The sequence below is a fragment of the Aquirufa sp. genome (assembly GCF_044377215.1).
GTDB lineage: Bacteria > Bacteroidota > Bacteroidia > Cytophagales > Spirosomataceae > Aquirufa.
Genome location: NZ_JBILJM010000010.1, coordinates 55,406 through 78,395 on the forward strand (window position 1 = coordinate 55,406; position 22,990 = coordinate 78,395).

Genomic DNA, 22,990 nt, shown 5'->3' on the forward strand with positions numbered 1-22,990 from the left:
CAAAGGTAAGTTATTTTCACATGAGACTTGTGGGTCTTATGGGGCTTGATTATTTTTGCACCATATTTAACCGAGACTACCCATGGGAAGAGCCTTCGAATTCCGAAAAGCGAGAAAGTTTAAACGTTGGGGCCAAATGGCCAAAACCTTCACTAAAATAGGTAAGGACATCGTGATTGCCGTGAAAGCAGGTGGCGGAGATCCTGCATCGAATTCACGTTTACGTGCCATTATTCAAAATGCGAAGGCCGTTAATATGCCGAAGGAAAACGTAGAGCGCGCGATCAAACGTGCGACTTCGAAGGACCAAGAGGATTACAAAGAGATTGTGTACGAAGGATATGCGATGCATGGCATCGCCATTTTAGTAGAAACAACCACAGATAACATTAACCGTACCGTAGCAAATATCCGTTCCTCGTTTACAAAATGTGGCGGATCTTTAGGAACTACGGGGATGTTGGACTTCATCTTCGCCCGCAAATCAGTCTTTAAAATTGCCGCCAAACCGGAAATCGATTTGGAAGAATTGGAATTTGAGTTGATTGACTTAGGTGGCGACGAAGTATTTTTAGATGAGGAGACGAATCAAATCAACATTTATGGTGAATTCACGGCATTCGGTGGGATACAGAAATTTTTGGAAGAGCGTGGATATGAATTAATGGGTGCGGATTTCGAGCGTATTCCAGATGAAACGAAAGAATTGACAGATGCGCAAGTGGCTGATGTTGAAAAACTCATCGAGCGACTAGAGGAGGATGACGATGTGCAAAACGTCTACCATAATATGGGATAAAGCAAAAGGCCAGGAAACTGGCCTTTTTGTTGTATTCTATTTTTGAATAGGAAAAAGCTCCTCCCTCCCTTAGCTTTGGCAAACCTCAAAGGTTTGCCAAAGCTCAAAACCATGAATCCGAGTCCTACGGTTTCAGACGATATAAATACGGAGCTTTGTGAGCGCCTCCGGTGAATTTCTTTTCAATCCGCAGGAGAATATCTAAACTTAACATCTTACGCTGAAAATTAGTCCGCACAATTTTTTTGTCCAAAATCGTCTCATACACCGCTTGAATTTCCGACATTGTAAAGGTATCCCCCAATAATTCGAAAGCAATTAATTTTTCATCCAAGGACTGCCTCATTGCTTCTAAAGCCTTATTCACAATCTTATTATGATCTAAAAATAGATGAGGTAGGGCTGCAATATCAACCCAATCTGCGGCATCTGAAATATCACCAGGGTTAACCACCACCTTGGAATAATCAACCAAGGCATAATAACCAATGGTTATGTAACGCTTTGACATCCAAGATAAATCATCATCGGGGGATCCCATCGCCGTAGTAACGCTGCGATGCTCCTCCGCAGCCCGATCATTCCGCTCTAAATCGCCAAAGGTGTAAAATTGCTCTAAGTATATATCTGTCAATCCTGTACGTTCATACAATACCCGCTCAGCCGCCTGATCAACATTTTCTTCTACACCCACAAATCCACCAGCCAAAGACCAGACATGCGTATTGTGAAATTTCAGCAACAATACTTTCAACTGATTTTCATGGAAACCAAAAATCACACAGTCAACGGAAATTCCTGGCAACCAAAGTTCTGTTTGTTTAAATCTACTTAACATAAGTTTGAATTAATGAGCAAATTTAATTCGCAAAAATAACATATCTATCTCAATCAAATTAAACCTGTCCTTACAAAAAATCGGACCTCAATGACCCCTCTGGCAAGAAAAATGGTGAATGCAAATCAATATAAAATGCACCATTCGCCTGCAACAGGGCATTCATTGCTCTTTGTTTATCAATCAAAGCCGTTCGAGCTGAACTAGGCCTTAGAGCAGCAATAACTAATTTTGCGCCCGGCACTTGCTTCCTCAAATAATTAAAAACTTCATACCTATAATCGCCATGGCCACTAACTAAATCCGCTGTTGTATCGAAGGCTAAGGCACCAATAGGTTTATTCAATAATGTTCCACTCATTACTAGCGATGCATCTTGGATAAAAGCACTTCTGTTCATAACACATTATTTTTTACTAAGTTGTAGTTACCACCATTATCGATTTTCACTTTAGGATATTTTCTTTTACAGTTTTCCACCCCAATAGACGTTACCTTACTACTCCAACAATAAATATTTTTCATTGAACCCATTTCGCACAATTGCATTAAACCTGCATCATCAATGTTAGTTCCAATGATGTTTAGGTAGTGTAATTTGCTCATTTTTTTAAGGTCATTAACTGCACTATTAGAGGCACGAGTATTAGCGAGATTAAGTTTTAAAACGTTTTTACATTGAACTATAAACTTAAAAGCCTGATCATTAATTTGAGTATTTGCTAAATTTAACCAAGCAATGTTATCTTCAATATCTTGTAAAATAGTGAGCTGCTGATTTGAAAGACCGGGTAATCCTACAGCATTTACATCCAAATAAGGACTTCCTTTTGAGATCGTGTTTACTTCCCAAAGCTTTTCCTTTAGTTTTATAATAACCAAAGAATCTGCTTTTTTTATCGATTTTAAACCTAAACTTGGTTCGGCGCTCTCAGTTGATCCAGCCAGAAATGCACGAACAGTGTCATTTTTAAATACCTCACTAATGCTTGTTTTTTCTGATGCACCCGTATTAATCCACCAATTTAAAAGTGCTATTTCATTGCTCGTGAGCTGCTTCTTTCCTTTAGGGGGCATTCGTTTTTTATCATCCAAATCAAGTAAAGTTCTCTTTACCAATTCACTATGTAAAGCGTCACCAGGTAATATTGCTGGACCAGTTTTCCCCCCTTTAAGTAAACTAGCAAAAGTTTGCATTTTAAGGTTCCCTTTTGTTTTATTTGGATTGTGGCAACTGTAGCATTTTTCACTTAAAATGGGTGTAATGAGTTTTTCGTAAACAGTACCATTTGTGGTACTAGTTACAGGAACAAATGCAACCTGGCTAGTATTTTTGTCAGTACCCTTTGAGTTATCTATCGATATAAAATCAACCCCGTGTGTAAGGCTACCGCCATAATGACCAGCCAATGCTAAAAACAATAGCATAGAACAATAAAGCAAATTTGATATTAGCTTAAATTTTGAAAAGCCCGAGCCTTTAGATTTCCAAGCCCACAAGGTAAGCGCTAAAAAACTAAGAATAATACCTGTCCACTTATGCTTATTTAGCAAATCTATATCGTACTCGGAAGACAGTGAAAGAAACCAACCTAAAATGGCCGCCGCAACTGACGAGACAGCTCCAATTAATAATACTAATTGTATTTGTACTGGCGAGGTTCTTTTGGGAAATAGATATTCTAGTATAGCAGCCAATGCGAGAATACCAATTGGAAGATGAACCATCAAAGGATGAAAACGCCCAAAAAAATCTAAACTCATGCTAATATATCTTTAATTACCTGACCATGAACATCTGTCAAACGATACCTCCGACCCTGACTTTTATATACAAATTTTTCGTGGTCAATTCCTAGCATGTGCAGTAATGTAGCCTGAAAATCATGAACGTGTACTTTATCTCGGATCACGTTGTGCGCAAAATCGTCAGTTTGACCATACACTAGACCCGGTTTTACGCCACCGCCAGCCATCCAAGTTGTATAAGCTCCAGGGTGATGGTCACGACCAAAACCTTCTGGCGTTAGTTTTCCCTGTGAAAAGCTTGTCCGACCAAATTCTCCTCCCCATATCACCAAGGTGTCATCTAATAATCCCCTTTGCTTTAAATCTTTTACCAAAGCCGCCGAGGCTTGGTCAGTTTGTTTGGTAGCCTTTCGAATACCTGAAGATATTTTACCGTGATGATCCCAGCCCAAATGATAAAGTTGCACAAATCGTACATCCTTTTCTATAAGTCTTCTTGCTGTAATGCAATTGTGTGCAAATGTGCCCGGCTTGGTCACGTCGGGGCCATACATGTCTAATATATGCTTGGGCTCTTTTGAAAGATCAAGGATATCTGGTACGGCCATTTGCATTTTATAGGCCATTTCAGCTTGGGTAATTTGACTTTCAATTTCAGGATCTTGCCATTTTTCATTTTGGACAATATTGAATTGCTTTATAAAATCCAAAGCCCTTCTCCTATCTATTCGTTCTACCCCATCGGGTGTTTTTAAAAAAAGCACAGGGTCTTTAACGGATAAAAATTGAACTCCCTGGTGGTAAGACGGCAAAAAACCACTACTCCAAGCTGCATTACTTATAGGCTGGTCGCCACCGCCTTTTGATAACATTACAATAAAGGCAGGTAAATTTTGATTCATACTACCCAAGCCATAACTTAACCAAGAGCCTATGCAAGGTCTACCGCTCAATTGGTTACCCGTTTGTGTAAAAATCATGGCAGGTTCATGATTTATTTGATCGGTAACCATACTTTTAATAATACATAATTCATCAACTATTGAAGCTGTGTGAGGAATTAGTTCACTAAGATATGTACTGTTAGAACCATGCTGTGAAAAATTACAAGCTGGCCTGGCTAGCGGAAATGAATACTGGTTACTTGTCATACCCGATACCCTATTGGAACCCATTACCGAAGGGGGTATTTCTTTACCATGCATCTTGTAGAGCATGGGTTTATAGTCAAAAAGTTCCATTTGAGATGGACCTCCACTTTGAAACAAATAAATAACTCTTTTGGCAGTAGGCATAAAATGAGGACTTCCAAGTGGCTGGTTTTCTCGCTCTATTAGTTCAGAAATTTCATTGTTTTTTTGAACAACTTCGGACTTTGAATTGCATCCAATTAAACCTTGCAATGCAATTCCACCTAGGCCTATTGCAGAGCCTAATAAAAAATCTCTCCTTTTGGCATTATATTGAATTTTATATAAATCGTCCATATTTTTCGCCTATTTTCTTGTAAAAAACTCATCAGTATTCATGAGCGTGGCAGCTACACTTGCAAAAGAAGCAAGAGCTACTTTATCTGATGTTGGCTTTTTATCATTACCAATAGAAAGATACCTAGCCGCTTTGGTGGGTTGCTTTCCAAAATTCTCCTTTTCTGCTTTATATAATTTATTCAGCAGTATAATTTCTTTAGTTTGAGGTTTTCGTCCTGTAACCAGCCTAAAACAATAATTCAATTGATTTTCTATAGAATTGCCACCGTTGCGAATCGAATGCCAAGCCAAATTACGTGCTGCCTCAATAATTTGTGGATCATTAAGCATTGCAAGCGATTGCATCGGAGAACTAGATACTTGGCGTTTTACAATACAAGTTGATCTGTCTGGCGCATCAAATATCTGTAGAAACGGCACAACGCTTGTTCTTTTTCTTATCGTATAAATACTTTTACGGTATGTATCATCGCCGGTAGAGGTATTGTAAACATATTTCCAAGACTTATCAGTTAGTTCATCCCATAAGCCAGTAGGTTGGTATGGATATACGCTAGGACCACCAATTTTAGATGTAAGTAATTCACTAATTTTAAGCGCGTTGTCTCGAATCATTTCAGCAGGATATCTATATCTTGGACTACGTGTTAGTAATACATTAGTAGGATCCATTTTAATTGAATTGCTACTTGCTTCCGCTGACTGCTGATAGGTAGAACTCATGTAAATATATTTAAAGAGTTCTTTTGTATTCCACTTGTGTTCTCTGTACCAAACCGCTAGATGATCTAAAAGTTCTGGATGAGAGGGTATATCTCCTTGACTACCAAAATTATCTGAACTTGTAACAATTCCTGTTCCAAACAGCAATTGCCATATTCTATTTACGGCCACTCTAGCGGTAAGGGGGTTTTGGTCTAAAAATAGCCAATCAGCTAAGCCCAGTCTATTTTTGGGTAAGTCTTTAGGAAACGGTAATATGGCAGCTGGAGTAGATGGGTAAACCCGTTCTCCAAAACTATCATATATACCTCGTTTTAAAACATACGTAGGCCTAGGTTTAGGCAAATCACCCATTACCATTACTTCCTTGGTAGAATCTAGCAGCATACTTAGGTTTTTGCGGGCAAGTAATAAGGGGGGGGCTGGATATTTTTTTAGCTTTTTAACAATAGGAAACGGTAATCTTTTAAATAAAAAACTAGCTTCGGCGTGAGACAATTGATCATTAAAAAGTTGAAATTCATCCACTTCGCCGCCTGGCATTGATCGGTCAAGAATACGTACCCCGAAAGTTATTCCGTTATACAAAGATGTTTTATGAATATTGGGATATGACCTTATATGCTTTACCAAATGATCATATTCTACAATTGGGTCTAATTTTTTGCCGTCTAAATATAGCGAAACACCTTTAGCTTTACTGCTGCCATCATACGTACCTACCAAATGGTACCATTTATTTGTTTGTAGTTTTTCTTTACTCATTACACTTATAGCGTCATGAGGAAAAGCATGAGAAATTCTAAAATTTAATTGATTATTTTTTAAAATCAGGTCATAACCTTGATAACCGTACCTTTCCACATCGGTATTATGAAAAACTGTAGCTAATGGATAATTATTGGGGACTTTAAGCCAAATAGAAAAGGAAAAAGGTTCGTAACGCTCAAAATAACCTACTTTATACGGAGGTAATGATACTTGAGTTTCATCATTATACTTCAAAGAAAGCCCACTTACACCTGTAGATGTTTCCACTTTTTTAGCTAAAGCACTTAAAGAGTTATCTAGCTCGTTAATGTAAATTGTTTTTTTAGGCCCTTTAGTTATTAGCTTATCAAAATTTAACTTCGCTACCAATTTATTACTTAAACCTAAAGCCAATTCTTTTTGGTTTGGGGACTTTACTTCAAGTTTATTATTATTTTGTTTTTTCTCTAAATTCGCTATATATGATTTAAGCTGGCTTATTTTTTGCTCATTCACTTTTGTTGGCAACAAGAGCGTAGGGCCGGCAACCATATCCTCATTTCCATAATTTGGACTTCCGTTTTCGAACGTACTATTAAAGAAAGCGTACAAGGAGTAAAAGTCTTTTTGACTTATTGGATCAAATTTATGATCGTGGCATTTGGCACAGCCTACACTCATAGCCATTAGGCCAGTGCCTAAGGTGCTGGTTCTATCTACCACATTTTCAACCCGAAACTCTTCCTCAATAATCCCTGCTTCGGTATTTTGTTTATGATTTCGATTAAATCCAGTAGCAAGTATTTTTTCTTTAGAGGTATTTGGCAGCAAATCTCCAGCTAGTTGCCATGTAATAAAATCCTTGAAACTTAGGTTTTTATTATAAGCTTCAATTACCCAGTCACGCCACGGACTCATATCATAATGCTTATCATCGAGATACCCAAAGCTATCTGCAAATCTTGCTAAGTCTAACCAATAAATGGCCATTCGCTCGCCATAATCAGGGGAGGCCAAAAAACGGTCAACCAGTTTTTCATAAGCGTTTGCGCTTGGGTCTTTCAAAAAAGCATCTACTTCTGCAATACTAGGAGCAAAACCTCTGATGTCAAAACTGAGCCTTCGAATCAGTGTTTCTTTGTCGGCTCGTGGGCTTGGATTTAATTGGGCGGCTTCAATTTTGGATAAAATAAACTTATCGATGTCGTTTTTTACCCAACTTGTATTTTTAGTCTTGGGAGCTGTAGTTTTTTTAGGCGCAACATAAGCCCAATGTGGTTTGTATTTCGCACCTTGTTTTATCCATTTAACTAATACTGCTTTTTCATAAGTCGATAATGTTAAATGCGAGGACGGTTCTGGCATTAGATAATCTGGATCCTCACTTAGAATTCGGTGTACAAAATCACTGCTGGAGATATCTCCTGGCACGATTGCCATCATACCAGATTCTGTTTTTTTTGAATATGCTGCTTCAGCTATATCAAGTCTTAAATCTGCTTTTTGCTTTTTAGCATCATTCCCATGACAACTAAAACACTTATCAGAAAGGATTTTTTTTACATGGATATTATAATCAACTTCCTCATTAATCCTGTCCATAGCTAAGTTTACCTCCTCAGGAACTTCAACTTCTTTGCACCCTAAGACAAAAAGCAACAAAGACAAGAATAAAACCTTTTTCATGTACTAAATATAAGACACATTAATATTTTAATTTGTTGATTTTAATGTTTTTTTAAATTAATTAATTTTCTAGTCAATACATTCTTTCGCAAAATGTACAAATCGTAAAATTTCATTGAATCTTTAAACGCTAGCTATTTTTTATACTTAATTTTTGAAAATAATCTTAAAGAAAAAATAGCCCCATCCATAAGACGGGGCTATTAGTTAACCCTAAACTAATTTAATTATTCTACTATTTTATCTAATGCAGGCTTATTTGATTCACTACCTGCGTATCCTAAATTTTGATTGATCTGTCCCAAGCTATTTGCCAAAATTGCAGCTCTAGGAATCGGCCATAAAACATGGTAAGGACTCATCGTATATGCATCATTACGAATATTTCTAACCTTATTATAGAAATTATTTTTCTCAATTACTCTATCATAAAAGAAATTAGCGGTTGAAAAATTTTGTAATGAATACGTTTTGCCCCTATAACTTCTACCTGACTTCGCCATTTGATAGGCAATACGAGTTAATTCAGTTTTACGTGGCTCTTCATAATACAATTCTCTTCCTCTCTCATCTAAAATGGTGCCAATATCAATTACTTTATTTGCAGGATATGGCTTACAGTTTGCCCTAGTTCTAACCGCATTAAGATCAGCAATAGCCAAAGCATTATTGCCCTTAAACCAATGAGCTTCCGCTCTTAAAAGGTACGTTTCTGCTAAGCGAAAAACATACCAGTCTGAGTTTCCACCTTGAAATGGAATTCGGATTTGGTCTTCAACATAAAGTTTGTAATGTGGCCAATTAAACCAATTTCTGATGGTATCGCCATTGCTTATCAATAATTTGCCAGCGGCGTCTCTTAGTTGAAGAGGCTTTCCATAAAAAGGCGATATCCCTTTTATAGCTGTATTATTATACACCAAATCTTCCATTCTCATCCAGTTTCCAGATTTTGTATCATGGCGATGATCATTTTCGTCATCCCAAACGTCATATTGTGTATAATTCGTTGCACGGCATCGACCAATTCCACGACCATATTTTGTGCTTAAATCAAATTCCACTTGTCCAGGTACCAAACCAGACCTGCCATCAGGAGTCAAAATAGCACTGTTTGAGAAAAATGGTACAGCTTGACGCATACTTGTAGTTCCAGAGGCAGAAGCACTCGCTAATCCAAAACGATCTGTTACCGAAAACAAAACTTCGGTATTTGCAGCAGCAAATTTATTTGCTGGACGATGTAGGTCCCAAGTAACATTTTTTGTGCTATTACCTGCATCTATTCCAAATCTCCCCGTTACTAATCTATAAGTACCACTGTTAATTACTTGGTCAGCACTAGCTATAGCTTCATCATAAAGACCTAAAGCCAAGTTGACCTTTGTAAGCAAATGGCCAATTGAAGCTTTATTAACATCTCCTTTGTCACCAATAAATGGTACATTTTTAAATGCAAAATCGAGATCGGCTTTAATTTTAGTTAAAATAGCCTCTCTTTTTACAGTTTGAAAATCAAGTTTAGGACTTGAAATTTCTTTAAAAGAAGTAGGCACATCCCCAAATTGATTAACCAATCGATAATAATGATAAGCACGGTAAAAATAGGCCTTTCCAAGAAGCTGGTTTTTAACGTCGTCTTTTATCGAAGTAACGGTAGGAATTTTATCAATTATTGTATTCGCCAATCGAATACCTAACCAATGTCTTTCCCAATACCAACCAATTCGATTAAAATCAGCACTGTTAAGGTTTGCGTCTGGTGTAATCAATACATTCAAATCTACAGCTGGACCAAATTTATCGGTGGTACCCTCAACTGCCATTTCTGAAAACAGCAACTCTGTAATGATAGGGTGACCATCACCATACCATTCATCTTTTAGATTTGCTGAACAGGAAGCCAACGCTGATTTAAAACCAGCTTCACTTGTAAAAGTATTTTCTGGAGTAAATAAGGATAGAGGCTGCGGAGTAAGCCAATTGTCCGTACAACTTGTAAACACTGCCAGCACGATAGCAGCGACTACGGTTATTTTTCTAATTTTAAATATATTTTTCATAAAAAATCAATTTAGAATGTAATGTTTAGACCAAGTGTTGAAGTTTGTGGCATTAAATTTTGATAAAATGCATTATTAGTTTCAGTATTTGCTCTTGATTCAGGGTCAAAATAAGACCATGGTGTAAATACTGCTAAGTTGGATACATTCACATAAAATTTCATGCTTTCAAATTTGACCTTATTTGTCACTGTTTTTGGAAGGGTATATGCCAAACTAATGTTATTTAATCTAACAAAAGAAGATTTACGCCAAACCGTATAGGCTACTGCCCCACCTGCTGCTGACATCATCTTTGCATAGTCATTAATTGGGTTTTCAGGTGTCCAATATGGTCTTTTGTAAAACTGCGAACGATCATAAAACAAATCCACATTCTTAGCTTCGTTAAAGGCTGTGTATTGTCCAATTCGGCCATATAAAGAGAATGAAACGTCAAAATTTTTGTACAGATTAAACTCATTTCTTAGGTTAAATGAAAACAGAGGATTTTGATGACCTAAAAATTGTCTATCTTCTATCGTATACTTACCATCATTGTTTAAATCCTCAAGTTTAAAATCACCAGGAGTAAACCCATACTTTTTGGCTAAATCTCTCTCAGCTTCCTGCCATACGCCTAATACTTTGTAATCCCATATTTGATTGATAGGCTTACCAATAAACCATCCGTTTGCTCTATCATCTTGATCCACCATGGTTACGTTTCCACTTGCATCTTTAACAGGTACCTCACCATACAGTTTCAAGATTTTGTTATCATTGGTCCAGAAACTGACATTTGAACGCCAAACAAAGTTGTCGTTTTTATAGTTTTCAGAATTAATCGCTACTTCAAGTCCATTGTTACCAACAGAGCCTAAATTTGAAATAACACTAGCGAATCCGGTAACATTAGGAAGGGAACGGAATAACAACAAATCATTTGTTTCTCTGATGTAGTAATCCACCGAGCCATTTATCTTACTATTAAATAATCCGAAATCTAAACCAAAATTGTATGAGCTATTTTTCTCCCATTTCAACGAGGGGTTAGGCATATTAGTGGTCCTAACAGTACCCGTATTAAATGTCGCTCCCCCAGGAGAAGTGTAGCTATAAACACCAGTTGAAAGAGCAGATAGAGATGCAAATCTATTGGCAGATCCGTCGGCATTTAATATCTCACGGTTTCCATTGACACCATAAGAAACTCTAAGTTTTCCGTAATCTAAATATTTCTGAATCCCACTAAAGAATTTCTCATCCGTAAATTGCCATCCTAAGGCTAAAGATGGAAACATTGCCCTTTGATTGGCAGCACCAAAGCCAGAGTATCCATCTCTACGCATGGTCGCTGTCAGGAAATATCTTGAATTAAAATTATAATTAATTCTTCCCATTAAAGCATCCCCCGTAAAATAGGTATCGTTGCTTGTTATGGATGGAAACAATGTTGCAGCACCCACATTATGGTAAAGCAAGTTATCCCCTGGTGAATAGTTTTCCGCATTGATTACATTCTGCCAAATTTGAGCTTTTTCAGCATTCACCAAAAATGTTGCATCAAAATTGTGCTTTCCAAATGATTTATTCCATCTTAAAATATTATCAATCTGCCATTGAAATGAATTACTATTTTCTCTTCTTGATATTCCTCGGCGATTACTTATTCCGGGCTTATTTGCCGAAATATGATCTAAATAATTTACAAACTCGAATCTTGGAGTGTAATTAACCTGGTAAGAAAAACCATAACCTAAATCTCCTTTTATGAAAATAGAGCTAAATAAGTTATTGACTCTTCTATCTCTAGAATTAAAAACTTGGTCAAGGAATGGATTCGTGTTATTACCTACGTCATCATTAGTACTTTGACGTAATGTAACACCATCATCTTGATATAATTGACCAAACGGAGTTGTACGAATAGCATTTCCTAAATCAATTGGAATACTACTTTCATCACGATTTGCAAATTGTAGGTTTAAGCCTACAGTAAGAAATTTGGCAATTTTATTTTCTAGGTTTACTCTTGCTCTTACAGTTTTAAAAACATCCCCCACCGAGAGTCCTTCATTAGACAAATAACCCAAAGACATGTAGTAGTTGGTAGTAGGCGTACTACCAGAAATACCAACTGTATGATCTTGTTGAACAGCATTGTCATTTACAAGAATGTCTTCCCAGTTAGTTGTTCTACCAGCTTTATAATTTGCTATTTCGACAGGGAAAAGCTTTATTCTATTGAGCCATACATCCACTGGATCTCCTTTGTCACTTCCTAACCATTGCGTTATACTTACATCTGATGGTAAATTGCGAGGGTCATAAAAAGTATGTTTTTTAGCAGGATCGTGTCCATTCATGCTCCAAAGGACATCACCACGCCATTTCAAAAACTCTTCTGGATTTAAAATATGGTTGAATTTTCCAACCTTATTCATGGCAAAATTGGAATTAAGTGTGATTTGGGGTTTACCAGATTTACCTCTTTTCGTGGTTACCAAAATTACCCCATTTGCAGATCTTGCACCAAACACTGAGGCTGAACTTGCATCTTTCAAAACGTCTACCGTTTCGATATCATTGGGATTGATGTCGTTTAAAGAACCCGGATAGATAACTCCATCTACCACGATCAATGGGGAAGTAGCGGCAGTTAATGACGCACGACCCCTAATAAGAAAACTACCACCACCTCTTGGAGAGGCGTTATTAGACACGTCTAAGCCTGGTGTATTACCACGTAACATATCTTGTACTGTCCTTGGGTTTTCGTTTTCCATTTTAGCGGCTTTTATTTGACCCACAGCACCAGTTAAATCACTTTTTTTCATGGTACCATAGCCTACAACTACCACTTCATCGAGATTCTGACTGTCCTCAGCGAGGCTAATGTTGATTTGGGTTCTGGTTCCAATTACTTCCTCCCTCCTTAAATATCCGATCGAGGAGAATACAAGTACCCCATTTTTTGAATTTACATTTAGGGAATAATTACCGTTCCCATCAGTAAATGTACCTTGCGTAGTTCCTTTTAATGATACGCTAACACCTGGTAAGCCGCCTCCTAAGGGGTCTGACACTTTACCTGTCAATTGCCCAGTTTGAGCAACTACTATCTGCAAAGACAAAAACAATGCAGACAACAAAAGATAAATTTTCTTCATAGTTTAATAATTGTTTAAGTGATTGAGTATGTATAGTTACACACTCATAATTGTTAAGAAATTGATAAAAATTGAATTACATACATGATTAGAAATTGTTAAAAAGCTAAAAAATGAGTTATACTATTATTTAATCTGAATTTTCCTTGTTTCAACGTACAATGACTATTTATTTTTGAATTGATTCGTACCATATGGCACTCTTTGAGATCTTCCCAACATAGTATTTGCTGTTTCGTTATTAGTAAATCTTTCAGTCTTGGGATCCCATAATAATTTACCGGGTAGTTTCATTGCAATATGACTAATCAAGCAAATTGAGCAAACACGGTGTGCAACTTCTACTGGAGATAATACAGGAGTCTTATTTAGAATTCCTTCTAGCCAGTTTAAATGGTGTTCCTCACTTACCTGAAGTTTTACTTCGCTATCTTTTATTTGAGAAGTCAATATTTTGGGGTTACTAGCATCTAAAGCTTTAGCACTTTTAGCTGCTGCAATAGGATCAGATGCGGATGCGACATAACTACCTCTAGAAACAAAAATCCAACCCTCCGAGCCTTCAAAACGAATTCCATTAGGATAGCCTCCACTTGTATACATCGATATACCGTTTGCATAATCAGATTTTACCATAAAATCACCATGAACATTCCATAAGCCAGATTTTGGAAACTCAGCTATTGCTTCTACAGATATTGGACCAGTGTGTTCGGTATCCATGCCCCATGCTGCAATATCATAGTGATGTTGTCCCCAACCGGTAATCATACCAGACCCAAATTGCTCAAGTCTTAACCATCCCGGTCGACCATAACCTACTTGAGGATGAACCCCTATTTCAGTGTAGGGCACAAAAGGCGTAGAGCCTAACCATGCATCATAATTCAAATTTTTGGGAATGGGCATTTCGGGTGCAGATGGACCTGATGGATCACCTGGCAGTCCTATTTTTATGGTGTGTAGCTTTCCAATTCTACCATTTCGGACTAACTCTGCAGCTATCCTAAATTGCGATGTAGAACGCTGTTGGGTTCCTACCTGAAAAACCACCCCTTTTTTGTTTACTATTTGACAAAGCTGTCTGCCTTCCGATATGGTCAAAGAAGTAGGTTTTTGAAGATATATGTGCTTACCTGCTAATGCGGCTTCCATGGCAGGCTGAGCATGCCAATGGTCTGGCGTACTAATCATGACCGCATCAATATCTTTGTTTAGGAGCATTTCACGGTAATCGTCGTACATCTTAGTATCCATGTATTTATTATTGCCTGTCTTTTGCCCATAATATCCATCAATGAGGCTTTTGGCATCCTCTACTCTATTTCTATCAATATCACAAGCTGCTATGATTCTCGCTGAATCATGTTTAAATGTTTCCGCTAAGTCATGTTCACGTGCTATTCTACCACAGCCGATTTGACCAATATTTATTTTATTCGAAGGCGCGTTTTTCCCAAATACGGAAGAGGGTACAATAGTTGGTAAACCAATTGTCGCTACTGCTCCAGTGAGAGTTTGTTCAATAAATTTCCTACGTTTCATATTTTGTTTTGTTTAACAATGAATGTTTTACTAGCCCTACCAAACTTATTGAAAGCTCTAACTTTTATTGGACCATTAACTTTTACAGGGTAGGTATATTCTTTAGAATTTACGTCTGGCTCCGAACCATCTTCCGTATAGCGGATAGTAAAACCAGGAAAAGCTACATTTGCTTTCAGTAAACCATCCTCTATAACGGCTCCGGGTTGAGCTATTCGGTAATTATAGCCATTAAATAAAAAATCTAAACGGGGAAATTCGCGCTGTCCAATTTGATTTGAAATATCTGCCCAACCTGCCCATATCGAATTAACACGTTTAGATATTGTACTTTCACTCTCCCAAGCAGGCGCATTAGACCATGATTTCTCAGCAAAAGCAAACAATTTAGGTGCAAGATAATATTCCAGCATTTTCGAGCCTTTAATTGTTTCAGACCACAATTGGGCCTGCATACCCACAATATTTTTTTCAGCTTCCCTCTTTAAATACTGACGTGCCATATTAGCATCAATTTTTTGAGATTTACGTCCAAAAATCTCCTCTTTTTCTGTCAGCCTGCTGTATTTATCAAAATTTATAGATTTAAAAACATCAAACGGCGTCATTACATACGGGTCTATAGCATCCTGATATCCTGCCCAAACCAGTCCTGGTTCAGTAGGATCAGAATTGTAGGAAAGATCAAAATACAGATTGGTTGCATTACACAGCACCACCTTGTAACCAGCATTTGCAATTCGATAACCTAGGTCAATATTTTTTCCTGTATTATCCCAAACTAATGGCAGTACCTTTTTGTCCTTAAATTTGGGGTTAACTTGAATGTTGTTTTGACTATCCTTATTCAATACGATTTCTTCCCAGCCAGCCACTTCCAAATTGTATTTTTCAAAAATTGCTACCGCTTTTTCAAGAAAATATCCTTGCAACTGGCGGGCATCTTTTATTTCAGGTAACGTTTTCATCAACTCCTTACAAAGGGGTGATTTCGCCCAAGCTCCGTTGGGCACTTCGTCTCCTCCCGTATTGAAAGTGGTCAATTTTAAGCCTGCTTCTTGATACATGGCTACTATATCTTTCACTACTGTTTCGTAGAAGTGATACACAGAGGGCAGTGCTACACAAACAATATTGTCCTTGTACATCTGTGCTGACAAGTAAACCGATTTATCATTTGGATCAATCAATCGAAATTCCTTTGCTTTTTCAGTCTCCCCTTTTGCCATAAAATAATCGTATCGAGCTTCCATGGCTTTAATCGCAGCACGGGCATGGCCAGGCATTGAAATTTCAGGAATAACTTGGATATGCCTTTGGTCAGCATATTTAATGATCTCTTTAAATTCCTCTCTTGTGTAAAACCCTTTTCCATAATTGTTTTCAGAATCGGGATGAGGGCCAGAGCCATATGATGGAGTAAGCCAGTTTTTAGAATCAACGGTATGCCCACGTTTACTACCTATCTGTGTCAATTCCGGAAGACCCTTTATCTCTAAACGCCAACCTTCGTCTTCAGAAAGGTGGAGATTGAGTTTGTTAATCTTATACATTGCCAAAAGGTCAATAAGCCTTAAAACATCCTCTTTTTTGGCAAAATTTCGTGATACATCAAGCAAAAAACTTCGAAAACTAAATCTAGGAGCATCCGAAATTTCTACACTTTCAACTTTGATTTGAGCACGATTTAATGCTGGTATAAGAGCTGAAAGACTTTGAATACCATAAAAAACACCCGCCGCATCATTTCCCGTTATTGCTACTCCTTTCCCTTCACCTACGGTCAGAGAATAGGCTTCTGCCGAAACGCCATTGATCTTTAATGGGGCTGTTTTGATAGTAATAGAATTTGCTTCCGCTCCATTTCCTTCTTTTATCTTTAATTTTTTACCCAAATATTTTTCCATCAACGACGCCAAATATTCAGCCTCTTTTTTAAGCGTTTTACTGTAATATATCGTAGAGTTTTTATCCAAAGTAACACCGCCTTTTCCTGATTTTATCGAATAAGGACTCGGTATGATTTTGCCAATCTTGTCAGTTGGCAGTAAAGGAATATTTTGGTTTATAACGTATTGATTAGCCGCAGTAGGTATAGTAGCAACAAATTCAGAATCTGGGAAGATATTAGTATAATCTGTAATTGGGGAAATATTTAAATCTTTGGCAATGATTCTTGAATCATCATAAACGATATAAGCACCTTGTGGAGCATATTTTTCATTAAATAGAATACCATCGGCTTCGTATTCAAAAGAAATCGAATCACCTTGACGCAGTGTAAAACTACTATCAGGTACATAGCGGTATAAATCGCCATTCAGATGTTCAATTTTCCCATTAGCTAAGTCTGCAGGCTGCTTGGGTTTCAAGAAACTTTGGTTGAAATACAAAGACCATTTTCCTGTTTTAATTGTTTCCGGCCCATTATTAATAAAAATGAAGGCTGCTTTGTTAGCTCCCGATTCATTCGCTGGATTTTTGATTAATCTCCATTTTAAAGTAAGTTTTTTAAACTTATCTGAATTATCCACCTTTGCCCCAAGAGAACCAAAATTTAGGCAAATGAGATAAATAAGCGATACAATCAAAGCTAAATAGTTGCAATTCTTCCTTAACATATTATTTTTTCAAAAATTTTAACTTGGTCCTGTTTTACTTTGATTTATAAAGTTCAAATTGTTCGGCAATTTTAGCCGACGCCACATCCCCAGCATGCACTAATACACGGTATTTTAACTGAATCGTTTGCCCTTTTTTTAAGGTTGTTTCTTTATCGTTTGCTGGCCAATACATAGGTGTTGGTGAAAAGAAACCATAATCACGGGTGAACCATGGTGAAGGATACCATTCGTTAGAAGGGTGCTGCATGATAGCCATGCCTTCAATTTTATCGCCCCGTTTGCCATAAAAATCTATCCAAGGTGATCTTTTACCAAATGTTCCTTTTTCTCCTTTATCGCCATTGGCATTAACCATAGTGCCACCATTTGTTACAGCAAGGTCAGCATCCATACGACCGCTAAACAGAGAATGGTTCGTTTTATCTATTGTTACATCCATGAGCATTTCCATAGTAATATCGAAATCAATTTGAAAAAGATCATTGGAAGGTGCCGTAATCGTAATCTTACGAAAATCTTTTATGGGTGAGTTGGCATTTGGTCTACGCCAAATATTTTCAGTTTCAATGACAACTTTATCATTTCCTGATTCAATAATATCTGCTCTCAAAGAAATTATTTGTCCTCTTTCGAGTCCTTCTTGCCAGTAGTTGCCACCATTTACCTTATCACACCCAAAAAACAAGGAACTGTGATGTGGATAATTTCCATTTCTCATGGATGTAACACTGCTATTGGAAGGCCCATTTACTGGAAAAAAGAATGGGTATTTTTCGTCTTCAGAAAAAATATAACTCGTAAAAAGGTTTTTGTTGATAAGAACATCAATTTTAGAGTGATATTTTTCAGCCACTATTTTTGTCTGTCCGAAAGAGGATATACATGTTCCCCAAAATAATAGGACAATAAATTTCGTTTTCATGATTAATAACTAGTTTTAGCCAATTCTAAGGCTTTTGTGGTGATAAAATATTTCAAAAGCATATTAGGAACTTCCCATTCTGGCAATTGATTTTTTGCTTGAAATTGCAAGAAACGGTCCATTACTTCACCAAAGTGTGCTTCATGTCCAGTGCGATAAATAGATGGAATTTCAACTAGCCATTCCGTATTTTTTTTGATAAGCTCAATTCCCGGGTATTTACGTTTTAGATTCTCAAAACCTTGAATCAATTCTTTTTCAGAAATGTTTACTGGTTGTACATATACTTGAGGGATGAATTTTTCAGCCTTCCCTTGTCTTATTTCTACATTTGCTTTGGTTCCTCTCATAACAGAATAATGAGTATCACCCCCTTCTGATGTACTATAATTCCATATTGCACGGAGTTTAGTATGGGTTCCTCTCAAACTATAATTGATTTCACCATTGGCAAAAACATTGATTGTTGTATCATTTTTTAGATCTTTTTTCAAGAAATCAGGAAATTGTTTCTTACCTGTAATAAGTGAAAATTGACTCAAAGCAATTGGTGTTGGCCATCTTTTGGCAGTAATATTTTTGATGTCTTTACTACCTAAAGAAACATTCGAAAAACCCGACCATTGAGCCAAATCAACAAGGTGAACCATTACATCGGCAATACCTTCGCCTTGTTGTGAAACGTCCATAAACCATGTTGGACGAATAAGCGGACTTCCAGAAACATATTTATAAAAATAATGGACACTCTCTATCGAAATGGCTGGATTTTCGGCTGTCCCCTTTTCTAATTTTCCAAAAATGGCTGGTATTTCGGATAGTTCTTTTTGTAAGACTGTGGTAATTTCTGAGCGCTCAGTCATTATATCATAAAGAAGAACATTGTTTTTTTTGGCTTCGACAAATGCTTTTTTTAAAAGTTCATACCCTTTCGAATCAATACACATAGGTTTGTCTGCCAATATATTCAAGCCCGACTCAGCCGCTTTTAAAATATACTCCGTTTTCTTTAAATTGTTTCCCGCGAGAATTAGCACACTATTTTTGGCAGTTGCTCCCTTATTTTCGACAAGCATTTTTTTAAAAAAATCATTTCCTTCATAGACTTTCTCCTGCCATTGAGTAGGATTTTTTGCGCGAATATTATAGCTATTGATACGTTTTAAATGGTCCTGTAAATCTTGTCCCATTGGTGCATATACATTTACTTTTGAATTAACATTTTCATACATTTTATTTTGAACCAAAGCTGCATGAAAGTGACCGGGGTCAAGGGTTATAAATTTTATTGGCTTTTGAGCAAAAACAACAGAATTTGCCATTACAGTTAAAATATATATTGATTTATTAAGCATTGTTTATTTCTTGATACATCTAAATAACTCTTAAATAAAATCACGGAAAAGTTCAATAAATTTCTTAAAAAAGAAATTTAAAGAGATTCGCAATTCCTTGTGATAAATTTAAAAATTCAGTTTGTAATCGAACATAACACACATTTATAAAACTCTAATAAGAATTCCCATAATTTTTTTTAGAAATTTTTAATAAAACTACCGGAAACGTTTTCGAAAACCTTTCCGGTAGTTTTCACTTAATATTATTTTATAAAATATAATTTTAACTTACTTTTATACATAAATATCAAATCAAAACTGTGGGAAATTCTCATTATTAGAATAATTCAATACTAGATGATTGCTTGTATCAAATGCAATAAGGAAGAGGACATCGTTCGATCAGGATTTGTAAGGGGCCGACAAAGACTATATTGCAAAACTTGTGCAATATATTTTTCTATAACACCCTCGAACCAATTAGTTAATAAAAAGCCACATCAAACAACCATTGTTGATGTGGCAAAAGTATTGGGAGTTTCACCTTCGACTGTTTCCAGGGCATTAAATAATAGCTCAGAAATCAATGAATATACTCGGCAAGAAATTATTAAAGTTGCCAACGAACTAGACTATCGTCCAAATTTGCTAGCACAAAGTCTAAATCGAGGTGAATCACATACCATAGGTGTAATTATTCCTGATATTCAAAGACCCTTTTTTGCTGGAGTAGTGGCAGGAATTCAGAAAATTGCAACGGCAGCTGGTTACAGAGTAATGATATGTCAATCCAATGAATCCCATCATACCGAAACACTAAATGTGCAAGCATTAGTTGCAAGTAGGGTAGATGGACTTTTAATAAGTCATACAAAAGAAACAAAGAGTTTCGAACATGTAAAATTACAACTCAAAAATGGCTTACCAATTGTTCATTTTGATAGGGTATGCGGTGAACTTGATACGGCAAAAGTAATTCAAGAAGATTTTTTAGGTAGTTTTGCTTTAGTTGAACATTTGATTCAGCAAGGTTGCACCAGAATTGCCGCATGCGCCGGACCTAAAGATTTATTGATTAGCGAAAACCGATTAAATGGCTATAAAGCAGCATTAGCAAAATATGGGATTCCCATCGATGAGGAACTTATTTTTCATAGTAATTTCAGAGAAGCAGATTCATTGATTGCACTTTCTAAATGGTTAGATTTATCTCAAAAACCCGATGGAATTTTTACATTACATTATGGAAATGCCATCGAAATGATGGTAGAATTAAAACAAAAAGGCATTAAAATGCCTAATGAAATTGCGTTGGTGGCATTTGGAGATGACTTGTTGGCTTCATTAATAGAACCATCACTTACCGTTTATAATCAATCTGCATATACAATTGGACAGGAAGCAGCAAGTATTTTAATTGATAACATAATCAATAAGGACACATTTATACCATATACTAAAACTATCAAAGGCAAATTAATAATCAGACAATCCTCACAAAAAACAGGCTAAGTTTACAGAACATTGGAAGATTTACCCTAGAATGCGCCTTTGAGCACAACGAATACCATTAACTAAGTTGAATAGAGAATCTTATGAGAGTCAAAATAATTCCCATTTTGGTAGATCTTTACCAAGTGCAATTAACAAGGCAACCTAAGTTATGTTTGTTTAAATCTACTTAACATATTTTAGAACAAATGCGCGAATTTGATTCGCAAAAATTACATATCCTTTCTCATTTAAATGAAGCCTATCCGCCACAAAAATATCGGTCATCAATGACCCATCAGGCAAGAAAAATGGCGAATGCATATCAATATAATATGAACCTTTTGACTGAATCAAGGCATTCAATGCTCTTTGTTTGTCACCCAAAGCCGTTCGAGCTAAACTCGGCCTTGCCGCTACAAAAACTAATTTTGCGCCTGGCACTTGTTTCGCCAACCGCGCCTTAAATTCATCGTACTCAGCCGCAATTAACTCAGGTGTTTTCCCCTTCGCCAAATCGTTATCTCCCTCATACATAATCACCCACTTCGGTTGATATTTCACCACCATGCGATCAAAATAATACAAGGCATCCGCTAACGTAGAACCACCAAATCCCCGATTAAATGCAGGTGGTAATCCCTGCATATCCGTGGCAAAAGTCTTCCACAGACGAAAACTAGAAGAACCAATAAAAAGAATTTGTCCTTTGGCGGGCATGGCCAACGAATCTTGTTTCTCATAGGCGACAATTTCCTTTTCAAACGGATTTTGAGCGCACAAAGTAGTGCTTACAAAAAGCAATAAGGCAACGAGTATCTTATTCATTTGGATATGTTAAACCGATTTGTGAACGAATCTCATCTAATAAACCCATCAATTCCTGACTAAATTGATGCGACATCCAAGCATTTTCCGTGCGTCCTGCATGTAAATCTTCTTGCACGGCATCCGCCTCATAACTATAGCCCCAACCCAAACGCTCCGTCTCCATCACAGTCTCCTCCCCACCATAAATCGTCAAGGTCATTCCCTTCGTTTCATGAAAACGCGGATGCATATAAATTTTTCCAAGCGTACCATATACCGTACATGTTGTATCCGTTTGCGCAGCAAATGTCGAAAATAAACTTGCCGTAGCACCTGATGCATAGCTCGTAGCAATCGAACAATTCATGTCTACACCCGAAGGAGCCATCACACCCGTCGCCTTCATTTCAAGCGGTTGGCCTAATAACAGTTTCGAAATAAATAAAGGATAAATACCGATGTCCAACAAAGATCCGCCTGTCAAATGCGGATTAAACCAACGCGCCTCCTCATCATAAACCGCCTTAAAGCCAAAATCTGCCACCACATGCTTGATTTCGCCGATGGCACCCGATGCAATAATCTCTTGTAATTTGGCAATGGACGGATGAAAACGTGTCCACAAAGCCTCCATTAAAAACAGCTTCTTTTCACGCGCCTTCGCAATCATCGCAGCTACCTGCCTGCTATTGATGGCAAAAGCCTTTTCACATAACACAGGAATACCCGCTTCCAAACACAATAGCGTATGCTCATAATGCAAGCCATGCGGCGAGGCAATGTAAACCACATCAATTTCGCCACTCGAAAGCATTTCCTCATACGACCCAAAGGTCTTCACAGAAGGGTCATAATGGGAAGCAAATTCCTGCGCCCGTTTGATATCCCGAGAGGAAACAGCGGCTAAATGGCCATTTTTGGCATGCGAAAGATCGTCGGCAAATTTACGCGCAATGCCTCCGCATGCGAGAATACCCCAACGAATGGGTTGATCTGTTTTCATAGTAGGTT

General features: G+C 37.2%; 15 protein-coding genes. 2 read left to right on the plus strand and 13 right to left on the minus strand.

Annotated elements, in window-relative coordinates; translation table 11 throughout:
- The first annotated feature begins 82 nt into the window (after positions 1–82).
- Entirely contained in the window at positions 83–799 is a 717-nt protein-coding gene (locus tag ACIQ6T_RS05100; protein ID WP_395784826.1) for a YebC/PmpR family DNA-binding transcriptional regulator, read from the plus strand.
- A 124-nt stretch (positions 800–923) separates the two neighbouring features.
- On the opposite strand, the gene ACIQ6T_RS05105 is transcribed toward ACIQ6T_RS05100, so the two are convergent.
- The 11 genes from ACIQ6T_RS05105 to ACIQ6T_RS05155 all read right to left on the minus strand — a co-directional run bounded on the left by ACIQ6T_RS05105 (position 924) and on the right by ACIQ6T_RS05155 (position 19,696).
- Complete coding sequence (locus ACIQ6T_RS05105; protein WP_395784827.1) at positions 924–1,637, minus strand: NUDIX hydrolase; 714 nt, start codon at positions 1,635–1,637, stop codon at positions 924–926.
- Between the two features lie 70 nt (positions 1,638–1,707).
- Complete coding sequence (locus ACIQ6T_RS05110; protein WP_395784828.1) at positions 1,708–2,037, minus strand: hypothetical protein; 330 nt, start codon at positions 2,035–2,037, stop codon at positions 1,708–1,710.
- Positions 2,034–3,401: a c-type cytochrome domain-containing protein gene (locus tag ACIQ6T_RS05115; RefSeq protein ID WP_395784829.1), complete on the minus strand. Its 1,368-nt coding sequence runs from the start codon at positions 3,399–3,401 to the stop codon at positions 2,034–2,036. Before ACIQ6T_RS05115 ends, ACIQ6T_RS05110 begins: the two co-directional genes overlap by 4 nt.
- Entirely contained in the window at positions 3,398–4,873 is a 1,476-nt protein-coding gene (locus ACIQ6T_RS05120; RefSeq protein ID WP_395784830.1) for a DUF1501 domain-containing protein, read from the minus strand. The genes ACIQ6T_RS05115 and ACIQ6T_RS05120 overlap by 4 nt, the downstream gene beginning before the upstream one ends.
- 9 nt (positions 4,874–4,882) lie before the next feature.
- Positions 4,883–8,035: a DUF1553 domain-containing protein gene (locus tag ACIQ6T_RS05125; protein WP_395784831.1), complete on the minus strand. Its 3,153-nt coding sequence runs from the start codon at positions 8,033–8,035 to the stop codon at positions 4,883–4,885.
- Between the two features lie 227 nt (positions 8,036–8,262).
- On the minus strand, positions 8,263–10,098 hold the full coding sequence (locus tag ACIQ6T_RS05130) for a RagB/SusD family nutrient uptake outer membrane protein (RefSeq protein ID WP_395784832.1): 1,836 nt from the start codon (positions 10,096–10,098) through the stop codon (positions 8,263–8,265).
- 11 nt (positions 10,099–10,109) lie between these two features.
- On the minus strand, positions 10,110–13,250 hold the full coding sequence (locus ACIQ6T_RS05135) for a SusC/RagA family TonB-linked outer membrane protein (RefSeq protein ID WP_395784833.1): 3,141 nt from the start codon (positions 13,248–13,250) through the stop codon (positions 10,110–10,112).
- A 165-nt stretch (positions 13,251–13,415) separates the two neighbouring features.
- Positions 13,416–14,795 carry a Gfo/Idh/MocA family protein gene (locus tag ACIQ6T_RS05140; protein ID WP_395784834.1) on the minus strand — a complete coding sequence of 460 codons (1,380 nt, stop codon included), beginning with the start codon at positions 14,793–14,795 and terminating at the stop codon, positions 13,416–13,418.
- Positions 14,792–17,416: a family 20 glycosylhydrolase gene (locus tag ACIQ6T_RS05145; RefSeq protein ID WP_395784835.1), complete on the minus strand. Its 2,625-nt coding sequence runs from the start codon at positions 17,414–17,416 to the stop codon at positions 14,792–14,794. Before ACIQ6T_RS05145 ends, ACIQ6T_RS05140 begins: the two co-directional genes overlap by 4 nt.
- 34 nt (positions 17,417–17,450) lie before the next feature.
- On the minus strand, positions 17,451–18,341 hold the full coding sequence (locus tag ACIQ6T_RS05150) for a PmoA family protein (protein ID WP_395784836.1): 891 nt from the start codon (positions 18,339–18,341) through the stop codon (positions 17,451–17,453).
- Positions 18,342–18,343: 2 nt separating this feature from the next.
- Positions 18,344–19,696: a putative oxidoreductase C-terminal domain-containing protein gene (locus ACIQ6T_RS05155; RefSeq protein ID WP_395784837.1), complete on the minus strand. Its 1,353-nt coding sequence runs from the start codon at positions 19,694–19,696 to the stop codon at positions 18,344–18,346.
- 501 nt (positions 19,697–20,197) lie between these two features.
- Between ACIQ6T_RS05155 and ACIQ6T_RS05160 the strand changes: the two genes are divergently transcribed.
- On the plus strand, positions 20,198–21,190 hold the full coding sequence (locus ACIQ6T_RS05160; protein WP_395784838.1) for a LacI family DNA-binding transcriptional regulator: 993 nt from the start codon (positions 20,198–20,200) through the stop codon (positions 21,188–21,190).
- Positions 21,191–21,355: 165 nt separating this feature from the next.
- Here ACIQ6T_RS05160 and ACIQ6T_RS05165 read toward each other — a convergent pair whose 3' ends face one another.
- Both ACIQ6T_RS05165 and ACIQ6T_RS05170 read right to left on the minus strand, forming a co-directional pair.
- A complete protein-coding gene (locus ACIQ6T_RS05165) occupies positions 21,356–21,997 on the minus strand; it encodes a GDSL-type esterase/lipase family protein (protein ID WP_395784839.1) in 642 nt (213 codons plus the stop codon).
- A complete protein-coding gene (locus ACIQ6T_RS05170) occupies positions 21,990–22,982 on the minus strand; it encodes a Gfo/Idh/MocA family protein (RefSeq protein WP_395784840.1) in 993 nt (330 codons plus the stop codon). The genes ACIQ6T_RS05165 and ACIQ6T_RS05170 overlap by 8 nt, the downstream gene beginning before the upstream one ends.
- Positions 22,983–22,990: the final 8 nt, after the last annotated feature.

Excerpts from the sequence above, each read along its gene's own strand:
- ACIQ6T_RS05100 (WP_395784826.1), top strand. The coding sequence starts at position 83 with ATGGGAAGAGCCTTCGAATTCCGAAAAGCGAGAAAGTTTAAACGTTGG.
- ACIQ6T_RS05105 (WP_395784827.1), bottom strand. The coding sequence starts at position 1,637 with ATGTTAAGTAGATTTAAACAAACAGAACTTTGGTTGCCAGGAATTTCC.
- ACIQ6T_RS05110 (WP_395784828.1), bottom strand. The coding sequence starts at position 2,037 with ATGAACAGAAGTGCTTTTATCCAAGATGCATCGCTAGTAATGAGTGGA.
- ACIQ6T_RS05115 (WP_395784829.1), bottom strand. The coding sequence starts at position 3,401 with ATGAGTTTAGATTTTTTTGGGCGTTTTCATCCTTTGATGGTTCATCTT.
- ACIQ6T_RS05120 (WP_395784830.1), bottom strand. The coding sequence starts at position 4,873 with ATGGACGATTTATATAAAATTCAATATAATGCCAAAAGGAGAGATTTT.
- ACIQ6T_RS05125 (WP_395784831.1), bottom strand. The coding sequence starts at position 8,035 with ATGAAAAAGGTTTTATTCTTGTCTTTGTTGCTTTTTGTCTTAGGGTGC.
- ACIQ6T_RS05130 (WP_395784832.1), bottom strand. The coding sequence starts at position 10,098 with ATGAAAAATATATTTAAAATTAGAAAAATAACCGTAGTCGCTGCTATC.
- ACIQ6T_RS05135 (WP_395784833.1), bottom strand. The coding sequence starts at position 13,250 with ATGAAGAAAATTTATCTTTTGTTGTCTGCATTGTTTTTGTCTTTGCAG.
- ACIQ6T_RS05140 (WP_395784834.1), bottom strand. The coding sequence starts at position 14,795 with ATGAAACGTAGGAAATTTATTGAACAAACTCTCACTGGAGCAGTAGCG.
- ACIQ6T_RS05145 (WP_395784835.1), bottom strand. The coding sequence starts at position 17,416 with ATGTTAAGGAAGAATTGCAACTATTTAGCTTTGATTGTATCGCTTATT.
- ACIQ6T_RS05150 (WP_395784836.1), bottom strand. The coding sequence starts at position 18,341 with ATGAAAACGAAATTTATTGTCCTATTATTTTGGGGAACATGTATATCC.
- ACIQ6T_RS05155 (WP_395784837.1), bottom strand. The coding sequence starts at position 19,696 with ATGCTTAATAAATCAATATATATTTTAACTGTAATGGCAAATTCTGTT.
- ACIQ6T_RS05165 (WP_395784839.1), bottom strand. The coding sequence starts at position 21,997 with ATGAATAAGATACTCGTTGCCTTATTGCTTTTTGTAAGCACTACTTTG.
- ACIQ6T_RS05170 (WP_395784840.1), bottom strand. The coding sequence starts at position 22,982 with ATGAAAACAGATCAACCCATTCGTTGGGGTATTCTCGCATGCGGAGGC.